This window comes from Marisediminitalea lipolytica (assembly GCF_001758465.1).
Lineage (GTDB): Bacteria > Pseudomonadota > Gammaproteobacteria > Enterobacterales > Alteromonadaceae > Alteromonas > Alteromonas lipolytica.
In genome coordinates this window covers 954,135-969,036 of the sequence record NZ_MJIC01000010.1, presented here as the reverse complement: position 1 = coordinate 969,036, position 14,902 = coordinate 954,135, and the positions used below count along the sequence as shown (strand labels likewise).

14 protein-coding genes are annotated in these 14,902 nt (G+C 48.8%); 9 read left to right on the top strand and 5 right to left on the bottom strand.

Annotated elements, in window-relative coordinates; genetic code table 11:
* The first annotated feature begins 81 nt into the window (after positions 1-81).
* Positions 82-510 carry an IS200/IS605 family transposase gene (tnpA, locus tag BFC17_RS09795; RefSeq protein WP_070174559.1) on the top strand — a complete coding sequence of 143 codons (429 nt, stop codon included), beginning with the start codon at positions 82-84 and terminating at the stop codon, positions 508-510.
* A gap of 264 nt (positions 511-774) precedes the next feature.
* On the opposite strand, the gene BFC17_RS09790 is transcribed toward tnpA, so the two are convergent.
* Positions 775-1,317, bottom strand: a complete 543-nt coding sequence (locus BFC17_RS09790; RefSeq protein ID WP_070176240.1) for a glutathione peroxidase — start codon at positions 1,315-1,317, stop codon at positions 775-777.
* A 178-nt stretch (positions 1,318-1,495) separates the two neighbouring features.
* On the opposite strand from BFC17_RS09790, the gene BFC17_RS09785 reads away from it, so the two are divergent.
* Complete coding sequence (locus BFC17_RS09785; protein WP_070176239.1) at positions 1,496-3,973, top strand: S9 family peptidase; 2,478 nt, start codon at positions 1,496-1,498, stop codon at positions 3,971-3,973.
* Positions 3,974-3,981: 8 nt separating this feature from the next.
* Here the strand turns inward: BFC17_RS09785 and rrtA are convergent, their stop codons facing one another.
* Positions 3,982-4,635 (bottom strand): rhombosortase, encoded by a 654-nt coding sequence (gene rrtA / locus BFC17_RS09780; RefSeq protein WP_229680903.1) that lies wholly within the window; start codon positions 4,633-4,635, stop codon positions 3,982-3,984.
* Between the two features lie 44 nt (positions 4,636-4,679).
* Between rrtA and BFC17_RS09775 the strand changes: the two genes are divergently transcribed.
* On the top strand, positions 4,680-5,444 hold the full coding sequence (locus BFC17_RS09775; protein WP_070176238.1) for an enoyl-CoA hydratase: 765 nt from the start codon (positions 4,680-4,682) through the stop codon (positions 5,442-5,444).
* Positions 5,445-5,458: 14 nt separating this feature from the next.
* The gene (gene ggt, locus BFC17_RS09770) at positions 5,459-7,219 is read left to right on the top strand and encodes a gamma-glutamyltransferase (RefSeq protein WP_373287131.1); all 1,761 of its coding nucleotides are present in this window, start codon (positions 5,459-5,461) and stop codon (positions 7,217-7,219) included.
* A gap of 67 nt (positions 7,220-7,286) precedes the next feature.
* On the opposite strand, the gene BFC17_RS09765 is transcribed toward ggt, so the two are convergent.
* Complete coding sequence (locus tag BFC17_RS09765; RefSeq protein ID WP_070176237.1) at positions 7,287-8,564, bottom strand: O-acetylhomoserine aminocarboxypropyltransferase/cysteine synthase family protein; 1,278 nt, start codon at positions 8,562-8,564, stop codon at positions 7,287-7,289.
* 250 nt (positions 8,565-8,814) lie between these two features.
* On the opposite strand from BFC17_RS09765, the gene BFC17_RS09760 reads away from it, so the two are divergent.
* A complete protein-coding gene (locus BFC17_RS09760; protein ID WP_070176236.1) occupies positions 8,815-9,201 on the top strand; it encodes a c-type cytochrome in 387 nt (128 codons plus the stop codon).
* Positions 9,202-9,251: 50 nt separating this feature from the next.
* Here the strand turns inward: BFC17_RS09760 and BFC17_RS09755 are convergent, their stop codons facing one another.
* Together BFC17_RS09755 and cysK are read right to left on the bottom strand one after the other, a co-directional pair.
* The gene (locus BFC17_RS09755) at positions 9,252-9,707 is read right to left on the bottom strand and encodes a hypothetical protein (RefSeq protein ID WP_070176305.1); all 456 of its coding nucleotides are present in this window, start codon (positions 9,705-9,707) and stop codon (positions 9,252-9,254) included.
* Positions 9,708-9,837: 130 nt separating this feature from the next.
* Entirely contained in the window at positions 9,838-10,803 is a 966-nt protein-coding gene (gene cysK / locus BFC17_RS09750) for a cysteine synthase A (protein ID WP_070176235.1), read from the bottom strand.
* A gap of 180 nt (positions 10,804-10,983) precedes the next feature.
* On the opposite strand from cysK, the gene BFC17_RS09745 reads away from it, so the two are divergent.
* The 4 genes from BFC17_RS09745 to BFC17_RS09730 all read left to right on the top strand — a co-directional run bounded on the left by BFC17_RS09745 (position 10,984) and on the right by BFC17_RS09730 (position 14,883).
* Complete coding sequence (locus BFC17_RS09745; RefSeq protein ID WP_070176234.1) at positions 10,984-11,820, top strand: AAA family ATPase; 837 nt, start codon at positions 10,984-10,986, stop codon at positions 11,818-11,820.
* Positions 11,820-12,998 carry a vWA domain-containing protein gene (locus BFC17_RS09740; protein WP_070176233.1) on the top strand — a complete coding sequence of 393 codons (1,179 nt, stop codon included), beginning with the start codon at positions 11,820-11,822 and terminating at the stop codon, positions 12,996-12,998. Before BFC17_RS09745 ends, BFC17_RS09740 begins: the two co-directional genes overlap by 1 nt.
* 66 nt (positions 12,999-13,064) lie before the next feature.
* Positions 13,065-14,306 carry an RDD family protein gene (locus tag BFC17_RS09735; protein WP_070176232.1) on the top strand — a complete coding sequence of 414 codons (1,242 nt, stop codon included), beginning with the start codon at positions 13,065-13,067 and terminating at the stop codon, positions 14,304-14,306.
* The gene (locus tag BFC17_RS09730) at positions 14,284-14,883 is read left to right on the top strand and encodes a nucleotidyltransferase family protein (RefSeq protein WP_070176231.1); all 600 of its coding nucleotides are present in this window, start codon (positions 14,284-14,286) and stop codon (positions 14,881-14,883) included. Before BFC17_RS09735 ends, BFC17_RS09730 begins: the two co-directional genes overlap by 23 nt.
* The last annotated feature ends 19 nt before the right edge of the window (positions 14,884-14,902 follow it).

Genomic DNA, 14,902 nt, shown 5'->3' with positions numbered 1-14,902 from the left:
TTTATGTGACCGGTCGCGAAGCGACAGAACACCACGGGTTTACCCGTGGATGAATGAGTCCGAGGCCTGTATGCTACGAAGATGGAAGTTCGAGTCTCATCACATGGTCTATATAGACTTCAATATCACGTCGTCTGGGTAACCAAATACAGGCGTCGGATACTGAAGCCTTTCGTCGTGGAGTATTTGCGCAAAGTGTTGCCGAAGCTGCTTCGAAGTATGCCCGGCGTAACGATAGAGCGAATGGGCTTTGATAATGACCATATGCACATGTTGATGGTCATTCCACCGAAATACTCGATAGCAGAAGTGATGGGTAAACTCAAAGCCCAGTCAGCGTCAAACATGAGAAAGACATTCAAATGGCTAGGAAAGGTCTATTGGAATGAAAATATTGTTTGGTCGCCGGGTTACTTTGTAAGCAGCGTAGGCTTAGACGAGCACACAATACGGAACTACGTTGAGCATCAAGGTCGGAAGGATTCAGATCAGCTCCGAATGGAGCTGTAACAGAAAGAACCCCGGGCATGCCCGGGGGAATCTATTTAAAATCATCGGCTAAAAACCAATAACAAAACGGTAGTGATTGCCGGTGGCAATTTTTTTCAAGAAAAAATAAAAAAAGTTGAACTTTAGGTTAAAGGGCGGGACTAACTTAATGCAACTAGCAATTATTGGTTAAATGTGTGAACCCTGAATTGCTATAGTGTGTTCCAAGTTGAGTGTGCATATTAGCCCCGCCAAGTGCGGGGCTTTTTTTATCTGCTGTCTGATTTACAGTGCTAACGCTTTTTCCACATCAGTGCGTAATTCTTTATCTGAGGGTTTCACCGAACTCTTATAGTGCTTAACGATGTTACCTTTTTTATCGACCAGATATTTATTGAAGTTCCAGCTTGGCGCTTCGCCGGTCGCTTTAGCCAGCATGCGGTAAAGCGGGTCAGCATCGTCACCCTTTACGTGAGTCGGTTCGAACATGGGAAATTCCACGCCGTAGGTGAGCTCGCAAAGTTCTGCGGTTTTGCCTTCGTCATCGTCTTCTTGGTTAAAATCGTGTGAAGGGAAGCCAAGCACCACAAAGTCTTCGTCTTTCAATTCAGAATACATGGCTTCCAGGCCTTCAAACTGGGGCGTAAAACCACAGTAACTGGCGGTATTAACGATCAGCAGGGTTTTGCCTTTGTATTCACTGCAAAGGTTAACGGTTTCCTGAGAATTTAACTTACGTTTCATGAATTTAAGTACGTCAGGGCAGCTATCAGCCTGAGCAAAAAGTGATAGCGAACTGAGTATCAACGCGCCGACTAATTTTTTCATTGCTTTGTTCCTGTATGAGGGGTGTCAGAACCAATACTTAACTTAAGCATCGGTTGGATCAATTTATTGCCACATCTGGTTAACAAGACCAGCAAGTCAAAATCAAAGACAAATGATCACATCGCCCTGACTTAGCTGGCTATAATGACCCGGAATTCATTACTAAGTAAATAATAATATGCGACAAACTCTAACAAGAAACAGTGTTTTGCTTAGCCTGGGTTTAGCCATTGCTGCCTGTAGCAGCACGGCACCCACAGCAGTCACAACAGAAACGCCCCAACACGCCAGCGAATTTGCCACTGTGGTAACACCACCGGTTCACCAGGCCACGCAATCGGCAGATGCGATTACTCTTGAACAGATCATGGCCGACCCGAAATGGCTGGGCAGACAGCCCCAGGACGCGGGATGGGCAATTGACGGCAGCATGGTGTATTCCCGTCAGCAGGAAACAACGCAGTTATATGATCTGTACCGTATCGATGCTAACGGACAGTCGGTAAAAGTTCCCGCCAGCCAGTTACATCTGTATACAGCCGATGAAAAAGTGACCAGTCCGAATGGTTTGTACACGGCCTGGCAATATGAAGACAGTGTGTTCGTTAAAATGCCTGATGGCCAGGTGGTTCGCCTGACTTATGGTCAGTCGCTGCGGAACATTGGTTTTCTGACGGATAACCGTCTGATGGCCCGACAGGACGATAGTTTTATTGCCATCGATCTGACCACGGGGCAACAGGAACAGTTGCTCAGCTGGAAATTTGCCGAGGCGCCTGTAGCAAATAAGCCGCCGAAAGATTTTATTGCTGCTGAACAACAAAGCCTGATCAAATATATTCAGGTGCAACGGAAAAACCGGGCCGATCGGTTTAATCAGCAACAGATGATGCGTGAAAATAGCCCGGCGGTAGTAGCGGCGCCGGTGTATTTTGACAGTAAAGAGCGTCTGGTTGCGGCAGAATTGTCACCCAGTGGTCAGCACGCGATTATCGTTACGACCAAACAAGGCAGCTATCGTGACAGCACTGACATTATGCCCCATTACATCCAGGAAGATGGTCGAATTGCCGCTATTGATGTACGTCAGCGTGTGGCCGATGCCAAGCCGGTTAGTCAGACTACCTGGCTGATTGATTTAGCTACTGGTACCAAGCACGAGTTGTCCTATGTTGGCTTGCCTGGTTACAACGATGACGTACTGGCAGAGGTTAAGCGGGAAAACGCTGAAGCCCGCGGGGAAGACTACACGGTAAACCGTTTGCCCCGGGCTATCGGCTTGCTCAACAGCTGGTCTCGTAGCGGTCCATCTATTCGCTGGCATGAAGACGGCACTCAGGTTGCGCTGATGCTGGAAGCCTGGGATAACAAAGACAGCTGGATTGTGACGGTGGATATGCAAAACAAGAAGCTGGTAAACCAGCATCGTCAGCATGACGATGCCTGGATCAACTACCGCTTTAATCAGTTTGGCTGGTTGCATGACTCACATACGCTGTATTATCTGTCGGAAGCCTCTGGTTACAGTCATCTGTACGTACAGCAACCGGGTAAGGAAAATCGTGCACTCACCAGTGGCCAGTTTGTTACCGGCGAGCTGACTTTAACGGCGGACGATCAGTATTTTTACTATAAAGCCAATAAAAAGCATCCGGGAATTTACGAGATTTACCGGGTAAACGTGGCTTCTGGCGAAAGTGAAATGCTCACCGATTTAAACGGCATGACCGATTATGCATTGAGCCCGGATGAACAAACCCTGCTGTTAACGCATTCAACGGTAACCCGTCCTGACGAGCTTTACTCGTTGCCGGTTGGTTCTTCAACCCCAACTCAGCTGACCCACACCATCAGTGACGCCTTTCTGGCTAAACCCTGGGTGGCTCCGCAAGTGGTCGCCATTCCATCAAGCCATACACAAGAACCCATTTACGCACGTGTTTATTTACCGGAAGGCTATACTGAGGGTGAGCCGCGCCGTGCCGTTGTGTTTAATCACGGGGCAGGGTATCTGCAGAATTCTCACCTTGGCTGGTCAGGCTATTTCCGCGAATTCATGTTCCATAGCCTGTTAGTAAAACAGGGCTACGTGGTACTGGATATGGACTATCGGGCCTCGGCGGGCTATGGCCGCGATTGGCGTACGGCAATTTATCGTCAAATGGGTACGCCAGAGCTGGAAGATCTTCGGGATGGGGTGAACTGGCTGGTAGAAAATGCCAATGTGGATCGCAACCGGATTGGTACCTATGGTGGGTCTTACGGAGGATTTTTGACCTTTATGGCCATGTTTAACGCACCGGATTTGTTCCAGGCCGGGGCAGCGTTACGGCCGGTCTCTGACTGGGCGCATTACAATACCGGTTATACTGCCAATATTCTTAATACCCCGGATATTGACCCGATTGCCTACCGTAAGAGTTCGCCGATTTATTATGCGGAAGGGCTACAAAATCCACTGCTGATCAATGCTCCCATGGTGGATAACAACGTCTTTTTTGTTGACGTCGTGCGTTTGGTACAGCGTTTAATTGAGCTGGAAAAAACCGACTTTGAAACGGCGATTTATCCGGTAGAGCCCCATGGTTTTGTGCAGCCAAGTTCTTGGCTGGATGAATACCGTCGTATCTTCCAACTGTTCGAAGATAACCTGTAACAGCTTTTTCAGGCCTTGCGGCGGGCGCTAAAAAAGTCTGCCGCAAGGGTGAATAGCCACATTAATAAAAATAATAAAGCCCCGCATATTGCCCCGTACAAGTGGGCGTCAATGGCCACACTGGCATCTATCAGACTGGCAACTTCAGCACTGCTACCCTGGGTTTGTTCCAGCACAATCTTCACTACCAGACCGCCCAGTAACAGCCAGCCAGAGCGCATTTTATTCAGAATATCCATACAGGCACCCCAGACAAAAATGCCATGTAACGCGCCCGACAGGCCCACATACCAGATTAACTGTGGTGAAAACAGGTAAATGCTCAGGCTGGTGCCCAGACTGCACCAGACAAAGATCTTGAGAAAGGTTATCGGGCGGTAATGTTCGCCATGTAAGGCCCATAGCAATAACAGACCAACCAGGTTAAGGAGCAGATGATAGCCATTGGTATGCACCAGGTTACCGCTGATTAAACGCCAGGTTTCCATACTCTCCAGCGCATAGCGGTCGTAAGCCAGTAAATCGGTTGCCGGTTCGCCAACCAGATACAGGGCGATACACACAACGGCTAAAATTAACGGGCCTAAACTAAACTGTGGTTTTACTGGTAGCGCAACTATCATTGGAATTAATTGTTGATCAAAAGGTTGGGGCGTTATCATAACTAAAATGCCTACATACGCCTACTAAAGAGTCGGAGACAATAATGAGTAATATTCTAATTGAAACCCAGGGAGCGATTACCCACATTGTGTTAAATCGCCCGGAAAAGAAAAATGCACTTACCCGTGAAATGTATCAAACCATGGCAGATGCATTAAACGAGGCTAACGAGGCAGAGCACATCAAAGTTGTGGTGATCCGCGCTACAGGCGACATATTTTGCGCCGGTAACGAAATTGCCGGTTTTGCTAATCATGGTGAAGATCCGCACCTTGCTGAGACCGTCAGCTTTATGAATGCGCTACTTAACTGTAAAAAAACGGTAGTCGCCGAAGTTTCAGGTATGGCAGTTGGCATTGGCACAACCATGCTGTTACATTGTGATTTCGTATATGCCGACAGTCAGGCCAGATTTGTGATGCCTTTCATCAATTTGGGGCTGGTGCCGGAATATGCTTCCAGTTACATTCTGCCGCGTATGGCAGGACGTCGCCGGGCCAGCGAGTGGTTGTTACTGGGCGAACCCTTTGGTGCCCAGGACGCTTATCAGTTTGGCCTGCTGACCAAAGTAACCGAACCCGAAGCCTTGCGGGAGACCGTGGATAACGTAGTCACTAAACTGGCGGCTAAGCCCGCTTTTGCGTTGTTGCAGTCAAAAGCACTAATTACAAACGAGGCAGACGCCATCCGCCAGCATATGGATGTTGAGCTGGATGTATTTATTGAAGCCATGGGCACAGAAGCTGCGCAGGAAGCTTTTGATGCATTCCTGCATAAGCGACCAGTTAATCCGGATAAATTTAAATAAGAGGAATCTTCATCTTGAGTCGTAGTCGCACGCGCATTCTTTTTCTGGCAGGGTGTCTGGCCCTGTCTTCCAGCTTTCAGGTTTTGGCCCAGTTAGCGCCCCGTGAGGCCGGTGAGCCAGAAGCCGCCACTGGCTATATTGAGAAAAAAGCCCACACCAGTCAGGACTACATGGTGGTTGCGGCAAATCCTTACGCATCATGGGCAGGTAAGAACATCATCGAACAAGGTGGCAGTGCCGTGGATGCCGCGGTTGCCGTACAGGCAATGCTGACACTGGTTGAACCGCAATCTTCAGGTATCGGTGGTGGCGCGTTTATGTTGTATTGGGACAACAAAACCAAAACCTTACACACCTTTGATGGTCGTGAAATGGCACCGGCCGGCGTTAATGCCTATTGGTTTATGGAACACGGCGAACCGATGAAATGGATTGATGCTGTTGTCGGCGGTAAATCTGTTGGTGTACCCGGTGCGCTTAAAGCACTGGAGATGGCCCAGAGTAAGTTTGGTAAACTGGCCTGGAAAGACCTGTTTACTGATGCGATTACAACGTCTGAGGAAGGCTTCAAAGTTTCCAAACGTCTGGAAAAACTGGTGACTATGGCCGAGCAGTATCACAAGGGCATGAAAACGTTCCCCAGTACTGCGACCTATTTTTATCCGGCAGGAAAGCCGTTAAAAGCGGGCACCACCAAAAAGAATCAGGCACTGGGTAAAACCCTGCGTAATATTTCTGAACAGGGCGCTGATTATCTCTACAAAGGCGAGCTGGCCAGCAAAATTGCCAAGGCGGTGCAAACGGTAGAGATTAATCCGGGCGTACTGAATACCGATGATCTGGCCAATTACAAGGCATTAGAACGAAACGGCGTTTGTGGTGAATACCGCAGCAAGCAAATTTGCGGCATGGCACCGCCCAGTTCAGGCGGGATTAACGTGTATCAGGTGCTCAAATTGCTTGAAGGTTTTGAGCTGACCGATTACCCCATCGACAGCGTCGAGTTTGCCAATCTCTACACTCAGGCCAGCGCACTGGCTTATGCTGATCGGGAAAAATTTATTGCGGACAGCGATTTTACCAACCTGCCATATGGCGCGTTAATCAACGAGGGGTACCTTAGTCGCCGGGCTGAGAGCATCAAAGTGGATAAGCCCTGGCGTTTCGCCCGTGCTGGCGAGCCGTTTTCGACTCAGGTGAGTCAGGGCAGCTCATTAGAGCAACCCAATACCAGTCACTTTGTTATTATCGATAAGGAAGGCAATGCCGTGTCGATGACCACCAGTATCGAATTTATGTTTGGTTCGGGCATTATGGTGGATGGCTTTTTGCTGAATAACCAACTGACTGATTTCTCCTTTTCGCCGTCGAAAGATCGTTTTCCGGTACCTAATCGGGTAGAGCCGCATAAGCGGCCGCGCAGTGCCATGAGTCCCACCATGGTGTTTGATAAAAACGGTGATTTGGAAATTTTGGTGGGTTCGCCTGGTGGTAGCCGTATCGTAAGTTATGTGGCGCAGACCCTGATAGGGGTTATTGATTATGGTCTGGATATCCAACAGGCGATTAACCTGCCCAAGATCACCAACCGTAACGATTATACTGCGCTGGAAAAAGGCACACCAATAGAAGCATTAAAAGCACCGCTTGAGGCATTGGGACACAATGTCAAAGTGGTTGACTTAAACAGTGGCTTGCATGGGATTCAGATCACCGATAAAGGCATTGTTGGCGGCGCAGACCCCCGTAGGGAAGGCGTTGCTGTAGGCAAATAACCACAAAGGTTAAGTTTAAAAAGGCTGCCAGAGTTGCTCTGGCGGCCTTTTTTGTCTGTTTATGGTATTAAAAGCTAACTTTGTTCAGCGCTTGCTCCACGTCGGCAATGATATCGTCGATATTTTCGATGCCTACGGAAATACGCACCAGATCGGCACTCACGCCAGCACTGGCCAGCTCTTCCTCATTTAACTGACGATGGGTGGTGGTAGCCGGGTGGCAGGCGAGGGATTTAGCATCGCCAATGTTGACCAGCCGCAAAATCATTTCCAGGGCATCAATAAACTGTGCGCCGGCCTCACGACCGCCTTTTATGCCAAAACTCAATATGCCGGAGGCCTGACCGCCGGTAATTTTCTGACAGGTAGCCCGGTAGGGGCTTTCTGCCAACCCGGCGTAATTTACCCAGCTGACTTTCTGGTGATGATTTAAATAACTGGCCAGCTTAAGGGCGTTTTCACAATGGCGCTCCATGCGCAGGCACAGCGTTTCCAGGCCTTGCAGAATTAAGAATGCATTCATCGGGCTGATTGCCGCGCCGGTATTACGCAGCGGTACCACACGGCACCGGCCAATGTAGGCCGCCGGGCCGAGGGCTTCGGTGTAAACAACGCCGTGATAAGACGGATCAGGCTCATTAAGTACGGCAAAACGGTCTTTATTGGCGACCCAGTCAAATTTGCCGCTATCAACAATGATACCGCCCACACTGGTGCCATGGCCGCCGATGTACTTGGTCAGGCTGTGTACCACAATATCAGCACCCAGCTCGAAGGGACGGCACAATACAGGAGTGGCAACGGTGTTATCAACGATCACCGGGACGCCATGTTTGTGGGCAATTTCCGCCAGCTTTTGAATATCCACCACATTACCGGCCGGATTGCCGATAGACTCGCAAAACACCGCTTTGGTATTTTCGTCAATGGCGTTGTCAAAACCTTCGTAGTCATCGTGAGAAACCATTTTTACCGTGATCCCTTGTTTGGGCAGGGTATGGGCAAATAAATTGTAAGTACCACCATACAACTGGCTGGTACTGACAATGTTACTGCCCACCTCACAAATTGCCTGAATCGCATAGGTGATGGCGGCCATTCCCGACGCCAGTGCCAGACCGCCAATACCCCCTTCCATGGCTGCCACTCTTTGCTCAAGTACAGCGGTGGTCGGATTCATTATGCGGGTATAAATATTGCCAGCGACTTTTAAGTCAAATAAATCAGCACCGTGCTGAGTGTCGTCAAAGGTGTAGGACGTGGTCTGGTAAACAGGTACCGCGGCGGCTTTGGTAGTGGCTTCAGACTCATAGCCATGATGAAGCGCGATGGATTCTAATTTCATAATGTTTATTCCGTTTTTTTCTGGCAGTGCAAATAGTGTGCAATATGATGGTTTAAGGGGCATTGAGCTGCAACAAGTATTTTACATTTAGCGCGTTAATGAGCTGCTTTGTACCGGAATTCATTGATCTAAATCAGCTGCCAGTCAAACCAGTACTTTGGGAGGATTGTTGGCGAAAACACCTGTACCTATGCTCTGTATCAGACACGCTTTTTCGTTCACTGAACGAGACTAAAATGAGGAAATACCCATGAAAAAATCAGTTGTAATGATGGCTCTTGGTGCAGGATTACTGGCTAACGGTGCCATGGCTGCCGATACCGAATCACAGGATGTTAAAATGATTAATCTGGCCCATCAGAGTGGTTGTGTTACCTGTCACTCTATTGCCAGTGGTGGCAGCGGTCCGGCTGGCTTAAAGCCAATTGGTCCGGCCTGGCAGGATGTCGCGAAAAAATACAAGGATCAGGAAGATGCTCAGGAAGCGCTGGTGACTACCGTTTTAAATGGTTCAAGCCCTTACGCCAGTCACTGGAAAGGGGAAGTCAGTGGTTTTGCCATGCCGCCTAACTCTGTTGTGATTAACAAAGAACAGGCTAACGAGCTGGTAGGTTGGATCCTGCACCTGGCAGACTAATCTTTTGGCACTAGCGGAAGGGGCGATAAGTTATCGCCCCTTTTTTGTAATTACAGGAAAGGATCGGCCTGGATTTTATCGACTTTCCAGGTGCCGCTGACTTTTTTCAGTTCGAGCGTGCGCAGGTCCTCCACTTTGTCGCCATTGTAGGTGCCCGAAAAAAACAAGGTCACATTGGCGCTATCGGCGTATTCTGTCCTACCCACTGACTGGCTGGTTTGCGGCGTGACTTCTACCGTGTCGTATTTTAAATTAAACACGTGACGCTGGACGTTTGTTTGCGTGTGGTAACGTTCCAGTATGCGTGACATACGGTCCGTACTCAGATAAATGGCGCGATCCAGATTTTCATCCAGATAGACGCCGCGAATAAACATAACGGCGGTATACTCCGGTGTGTTTTCATCGAGCATACCGTAGCGTCCGATGCGTTCTTCCTTTTCGCAACCGCTAAGCACAAGGAGGGTAAAACACAGCATAAAAAACAAAGGGATACGTAACTGCATAATCATCTGTACCTGTATAAAACAGTGACCTAATGTAACTTTAGTATAACGTATTGGCAATGACCAAAGGGTTTCAGGGCAAAAAAAACGAGGCCGAAGCCTCGTTAGTCAGGGAGTCTGTTGACAATACTTATTGTACTTCTTCCTGATCGCCGAAGGCACCGGCAAACAGTGGGCTCGACAGGTAACGCTCAGTACCGCTGGCCAGCAATACCACAACGATTTTATCTTTGTTTTCCGGACGCTCAGCAAAACGTTTTGCTGCTACTACCGCTGCACCAGAAGAAATACCGGCCAGGATACCTTCTTCGGTCATCAGACGGTGGGCCATTTCCATACATTCTTCGTTGGTGACCTGTTCAACTTCGTCAACCAGATCAAGGTCCAGGTTACCCGGGATAAAACCGGCGCCAATGCCCTGGATTTTGTGCGGCCCAGGGGTCAGTTCTTCGCCGGCTTTGGCCTGAGTGATTACTGGTGAATCTGTTGGTTCAACAGCAACCGAAGTAATGGCTTTACCCATGGTGTTTTTAATGTAACGGCTAACACCTGTGATAGTACCGCCGGTACCAACACCAGCTACGAAAGCGTCGACTTTACCGTCGGTAGCCGTCCAGATTTCAGGACCAGTGGTTTTTTCATGAATTTCAGGGTTTGCCGGGTTTTCAAACTGCTGTAGCAGAACGTATTTTTCCGGATTGGAATCAACGATTTCCTGAGCAGCTGCAACCGCACCTTTCATGCCTTTTGGCGCTTCTGTGAGTACCAGGTTGGCGCCCAGCGCTTTTAACAGTTTACGACGCTCAAGACTCATGCTGGAAGGCATAGTCAGCGTAATTTTGTAACCACGAGCCGCTGCTACAAAGGCTAACGCGATACCGGTGTTACCACTGGTAGGTTCAACGATTTCTTTACCTTCGGTCAGTACACCGCGTTTTTCAGCGTCCCAAATCATGTTGGCGCCGATACGGCACTTAACACTGAAGCTTGGGTTACGGGACTCAATTTTTGCATACACGTTACCACCGGTAACACGGTTCAGCTTCACCAGAGGAGTGTTGCCGATGGAAAGCGAATTATCGTTAAATACTTGCATGGTTATTCCTTTTGTTTGTCTTGGCTCCAGCGCGCTTTTATCAGCCAGGGTAATCTCACAGAGATTATTGGTGGAGCTTCTTTGGTTACCTATATATCATTGTTATTAAGTCATAAAATGCAAAGTGATTTTTGCTATATGATATGGTTATTTTAATGGTTACAAAAATTAAGGATCCCCATGGCATTTCAAGGTACCGACAGTTATATCGCCAGTGATGACCTGCAACTGGCCGTAAATGCGGCGATTACTCTCGAACGTCCGCTATTAATCAAAGGGGAACCGGGAACGGGCAAAACGCTGTTAGCCGAGGAACTGGCGGCCAGCCTGCAAACAGAATTAATCCAGTGGCATATAAAATCTACCACCAAGGCCCAACAGGGCTTGTATGAATATGACGCAGTTTCCCGTTTGCGGGATTCGCAGTTGGGTGATGAGCGGGTTCATGATATTAAAAATTACATTGTTAAGGGTAAACTGTGGGAAGCCTTTGCGGCTGAAAAGCGCCCGGTTTTACTGATTGACGAAATTGACAAAGCCGACATTGAATTTCCCAACGACCTGCTGTTAGAGCTGGATAAGATGGAATTCTATGTATACGAAACCCAGCAACGCATTAAGGCCGACATTCGACCTATTGTGATCATTACCTCAAATAACGAAAAAGAGCTGCCTGATGCGTTTCTGCGCCGCTGCTTTTTTCACTACATAAAGTTTCCCACGCCGGATGAAATGCGTCAGATTGTGGATGTGCACTTTCCAAACATAAAACCGCGTTTACTGGAAGAGGCATTAACGTCATTTTTCAAACTCAGGGATATTCCGGGGTTAAAGAAAAAACCCTCCACTTCGGAACTGATTGACTGGCTTAAACTGCTGGTGGCCGAAGATATCCCGCCGGAAGCCTTACAGGATAAAGAGGGCAAATCCAGTATTCCGCCGCTGTATGGTGCGTTACTGAAAAATGAGCAGGATATTCATCTGTTTGAAAAACTGGTCTTTATGGCACGTCGCTGATGCTGGTTGATTTTTTCTTTACCCTACGACGCTACGGCGTTAAAACCAGCCTGCGGGAGTTACTGGATTTGATCCGGGCTCTGGAACAGCACGTTATTTTTGCTGATGTACAGGCATTTTATCAGCTGGCCAGGATCACGCTGGTTAAGGACGAATCTCAGTTTGATAAATACGACCGCGCATTCGCCAGCTATTTTGAAGGGGTGGAGGCCATCGATTTATTTGGTGACACGATTCCGGAAGACTGGTTGCGTAAAGAATTCGAAAAACACCTGTCGGCCGAAGAGCGCGAAAAGTTGCGTCAGGAAGGCGGTCTTGATGAGCTGATGAAAAAACTCCGGGAGCGGCTGGACGAACAAAAAGAGCGCCATGCGGGAGGCAATAAGTGGGTAGGGACCGGTGGAACCAGCCCCTTTGGCGCTTATGGTGATAACCCTGAAGGTGTTCGTATCGGGCAACAGGGGAATCGCCGCTTTTCAGCCGTAAAAGTCTGGGATAAAAGGGAATTTAAAAACCTGGATGGTAATGCAGAGCTGGGTACGCGTAACCTTAAAATGGCCCTTCGTAAGCTGCGGCAGTTTGCCAGAGGCGCTGCCAGTGAAGAACTGGATATCTCATCGACCATTACCAATACCGCAAGACAGGGCGGCTTGCTGGATATCCACATGCGGCCGGAACGTCACAATGCGGTGAAGGTGTTAATGTTCTTTGATATCGGCGGGTCTATGGACAGTTATATCAAGGGCGTAGAAGAGCTGTTTTCGGCAGTCCACGGCGAATTTAAATATCTCGATTATTACTATTTTCATAATTGTGTTTACGAATCGGTATGGAAAGATAATGGCCGCCGCGATAACGAGCGTATCGATGTGTGGGATATCATTCACCGCTATGGACCCGACTATAAGGTAATATTCGTAGGGGACGCTACCATGGGGCCTTACGAAATTGCGTATCCTGGTGGCAGCGTGGAACACTGGAATGAAGAGCCCGGAGCGACCTGGCTAAACCGTTTGACCGAGCATTTTAACCACTGCATCTGGCTGAACCCTCAGCCCCGGCAATACTGGTCGTACTATCAGTCTATCACGCTTATTAACGAGTTGATGGCAGACAAAATGTTTCCGTTAACCCTGCAAGGGTTAACAGATGGCATTACCGCATTACAAAAAAAGTAACAATTTCATCGTTGCCAGCCTGTTTAAAGCGGGTAAAGATAGACTAAAAACAACAGGGATTTGTGTATGACAGACCAATTACCACCGCCGGAGACGACAGCAGCACAAAGTGAGCCGTTATCGGCAAAGGAAACCCGTGAGATCGTTACTCCTTACGCTTTTGGTGTGGCAGATGAACTGCTGGGGCAACCGCTGGCATCGCCCTGGCGGCGCTTATTCGCCCAGGGTATAGATGCGTCTATCGTAGTGTTACTCAGCACTGCTCATGCGTTAGTGTTAGCTTTTTTTGTGGCGGTTACTTTTTTTCGTGCTGGTAAACACCTCGCGCAAGGCGAGAAGAAGCGCAGCTTCGCGCGTAAAATGCTCCGTTTCAGCGGCGCGTGTCTGTTGTTTTTTATTACCTATGTGGTGGTCGAATCTTATGACAGTGTGCCAAAAAACCACGAGATTGATCGCAATTCAGAATGGGTGAGATCCGGACTAATTGTGGCCCAGCGTTTCGCCTGGGACAGCTGTGAGGAAGACGTCTCATGTTATGAGGAAGTTGCCCGCGGATTTGGCGAGGCCTATGGCTCCACCGAAGCCAGTGAAGATGAAGTGGCAATCCGTTTTGAAAAGTTTTTGTCAGGGAAGGGTTTTTCCCAGGATGAACAAAGCCATTATCATCAATTGTTTATGACCCAGTTTAAAGCGACAAAAGCCGGTGATGTAACGCCGTCACCGCCATCCTCCCAGGAGATGAATAAAATTATTACCGGCGCGCTCAAGGGCAATGAGGAAGCCGTTGCAGATGTGACTGAACTGGTTGATGAAATTGTTGAAGAGACTAAAAAAATACCAGAAGCACCAGAAGCACCAGAAGCACCAGAAGCACCAGAGGCACCCACGGTTAAACTGGGACTGGGTAAAACTAATGACACTACCAAAACCTCCAGCCTGATTAGCTGGATAGATGGCGTGATAAAAGATTTAGGCCTTGGTTTTGGCTGGGCGGCATTGTACTACAGTGTGTTAACTGCCTGGTGGCGAGGGCATACCATTGGAAAACGCCTGTTGCGTATTAAAGTAGTTAAACTGGATGGCAGCTCGCTCAATTTATGGGAAAGTTTTGGCCGCTATGGTGGTTATACAGCGGGTATAGCGACGGGGTTACTGGGCTTTTTTCAGATTTTCTGGGATCCAAACCGGCAAACCATCCAGGATAAAATTGCCGAAACCCTGGTGTTGTACCGGCCCGTCGGCGCTGTGCCTCTGCCGCAGTTAGTGCAATCGACTAAAGAGAGTGATGAGCAACCAACCCAGTTTTGATATCAATGTCGCTGTGCTCGCTGCCGGGCGGGCCAGTCGCTATGGCGGCAATAAGCTGTTGGCAACGCCGCCCGGTCATAGCAGTCCTTTGGTGTGTCAGGTTATTAATACCTGTAAGCAAGCCGGTCTGACAAACATTACGCTGTATACCGGCTACTGGCACGAAGCGCTTGAACAAGCGCTGCCTGCCTCGGTTTCTCAGCACTTTGTAGAAAACTGGCAGCAGGGCATAGCGGCTAGCCTTAATACCGCGGCCGCTCGTGCCGAAGCCGCAGGACAGCCGCTACTTATTGCTCTTGGTGATCACGCAGACCTCAACTGTAGTCATCTGCATAAACTGGTGGCCAACTTCCATCAGCGCCAGGTAATCACGGCTACTCAGTGCGCTGGCATTATCACGCCGCCAGTCATTTTCCCCGTTCACGAACTGCCTTTGCTGGCTGCACTGAAAGGGGATTCCGGGGCTGGAAAAATCCTGAAAACGATGGTTAAAAGCGCACCGGAACGTATTCAGCTGGTGGCGGTGGAAAAGTTAACGGACATTGATTGTCCGGCTGACTGGCACAAGCTGGATTGAAATTTCACTGTCCAGCCCT

Bases quoted from the DNA above. Each gene is read 5' to 3' on its own strand.
- BFC17_RS09730 (WP_070176231.1), top strand. From the start codon at position 14,284: ATGAGCAACCAACCCAGTTTTGATATCAATGTCGCTGTGCTCGCTGCC.
- BFC17_RS09765 (WP_070176237.1), bottom strand. From the start codon at position 8,564: ATGAAATTAGAATCCATCGCGCTTCATCATGGCTATGAGTCTGAAGCC.
- BFC17_RS09745 (WP_070176234.1), top strand. From the start codon at position 10,984: ATGGCATTTCAAGGTACCGACAGTTATATCGCCAGTGATGACCTGCAA.
- BFC17_RS09790 (WP_070176240.1), bottom strand. From the start codon at position 1,317: ATGAAAAAATTAGTCGGCGCGTTGATACTCAGTTCGCTATCACTTTTT.
- BFC17_RS09755 (WP_070176305.1), bottom strand. From the start codon at position 9,707: ATGCAGTTACGTATCCCTTTGTTTTTTATGCTGTGTTTTACCCTCCTT.
- tnpA (WP_070174559.1), top strand. From the start codon at position 82: ATGGAAGTTCGAGTCTCATCACATGGTCTATATAGACTTCAATATCAC.
- BFC17_RS09775 (WP_070176238.1), top strand. From the start codon at position 4,680: ATGAGTAATATTCTAATTGAAACCCAGGGAGCGATTACCCACATTGTG.
- BFC17_RS09760 (WP_070176236.1), top strand. From the start codon at position 8,815: ATGAAAAAATCAGTTGTAATGATGGCTCTTGGTGCAGGATTACTGGCT.
- BFC17_RS09735 (WP_070176232.1), top strand. From the start codon at position 13,065: ATGACAGACCAATTACCACCGCCGGAGACGACAGCAGCACAAAGTGAG.
- cysK (WP_070176235.1), bottom strand. From the start codon at position 10,803: ATGCAAGTATTTAACGATAATTCGCTTTCCATCGGCAACACTCCTCTG.
- rrtA (WP_229680903.1), bottom strand. From the start codon at position 4,635: ATGATAACGCCCCAACCTTTTGATCAACAATTAATTCCAATGATAGTT.
- BFC17_RS09740 (WP_070176233.1), top strand. From the start codon at position 11,820: ATGCTGGTTGATTTTTTCTTTACCCTACGACGCTACGGCGTTAAAACC.
- BFC17_RS09785 (WP_070176239.1), top strand. From the start codon at position 1,496: ATGCGACAAACTCTAACAAGAAACAGTGTTTTGCTTAGCCTGGGTTTA.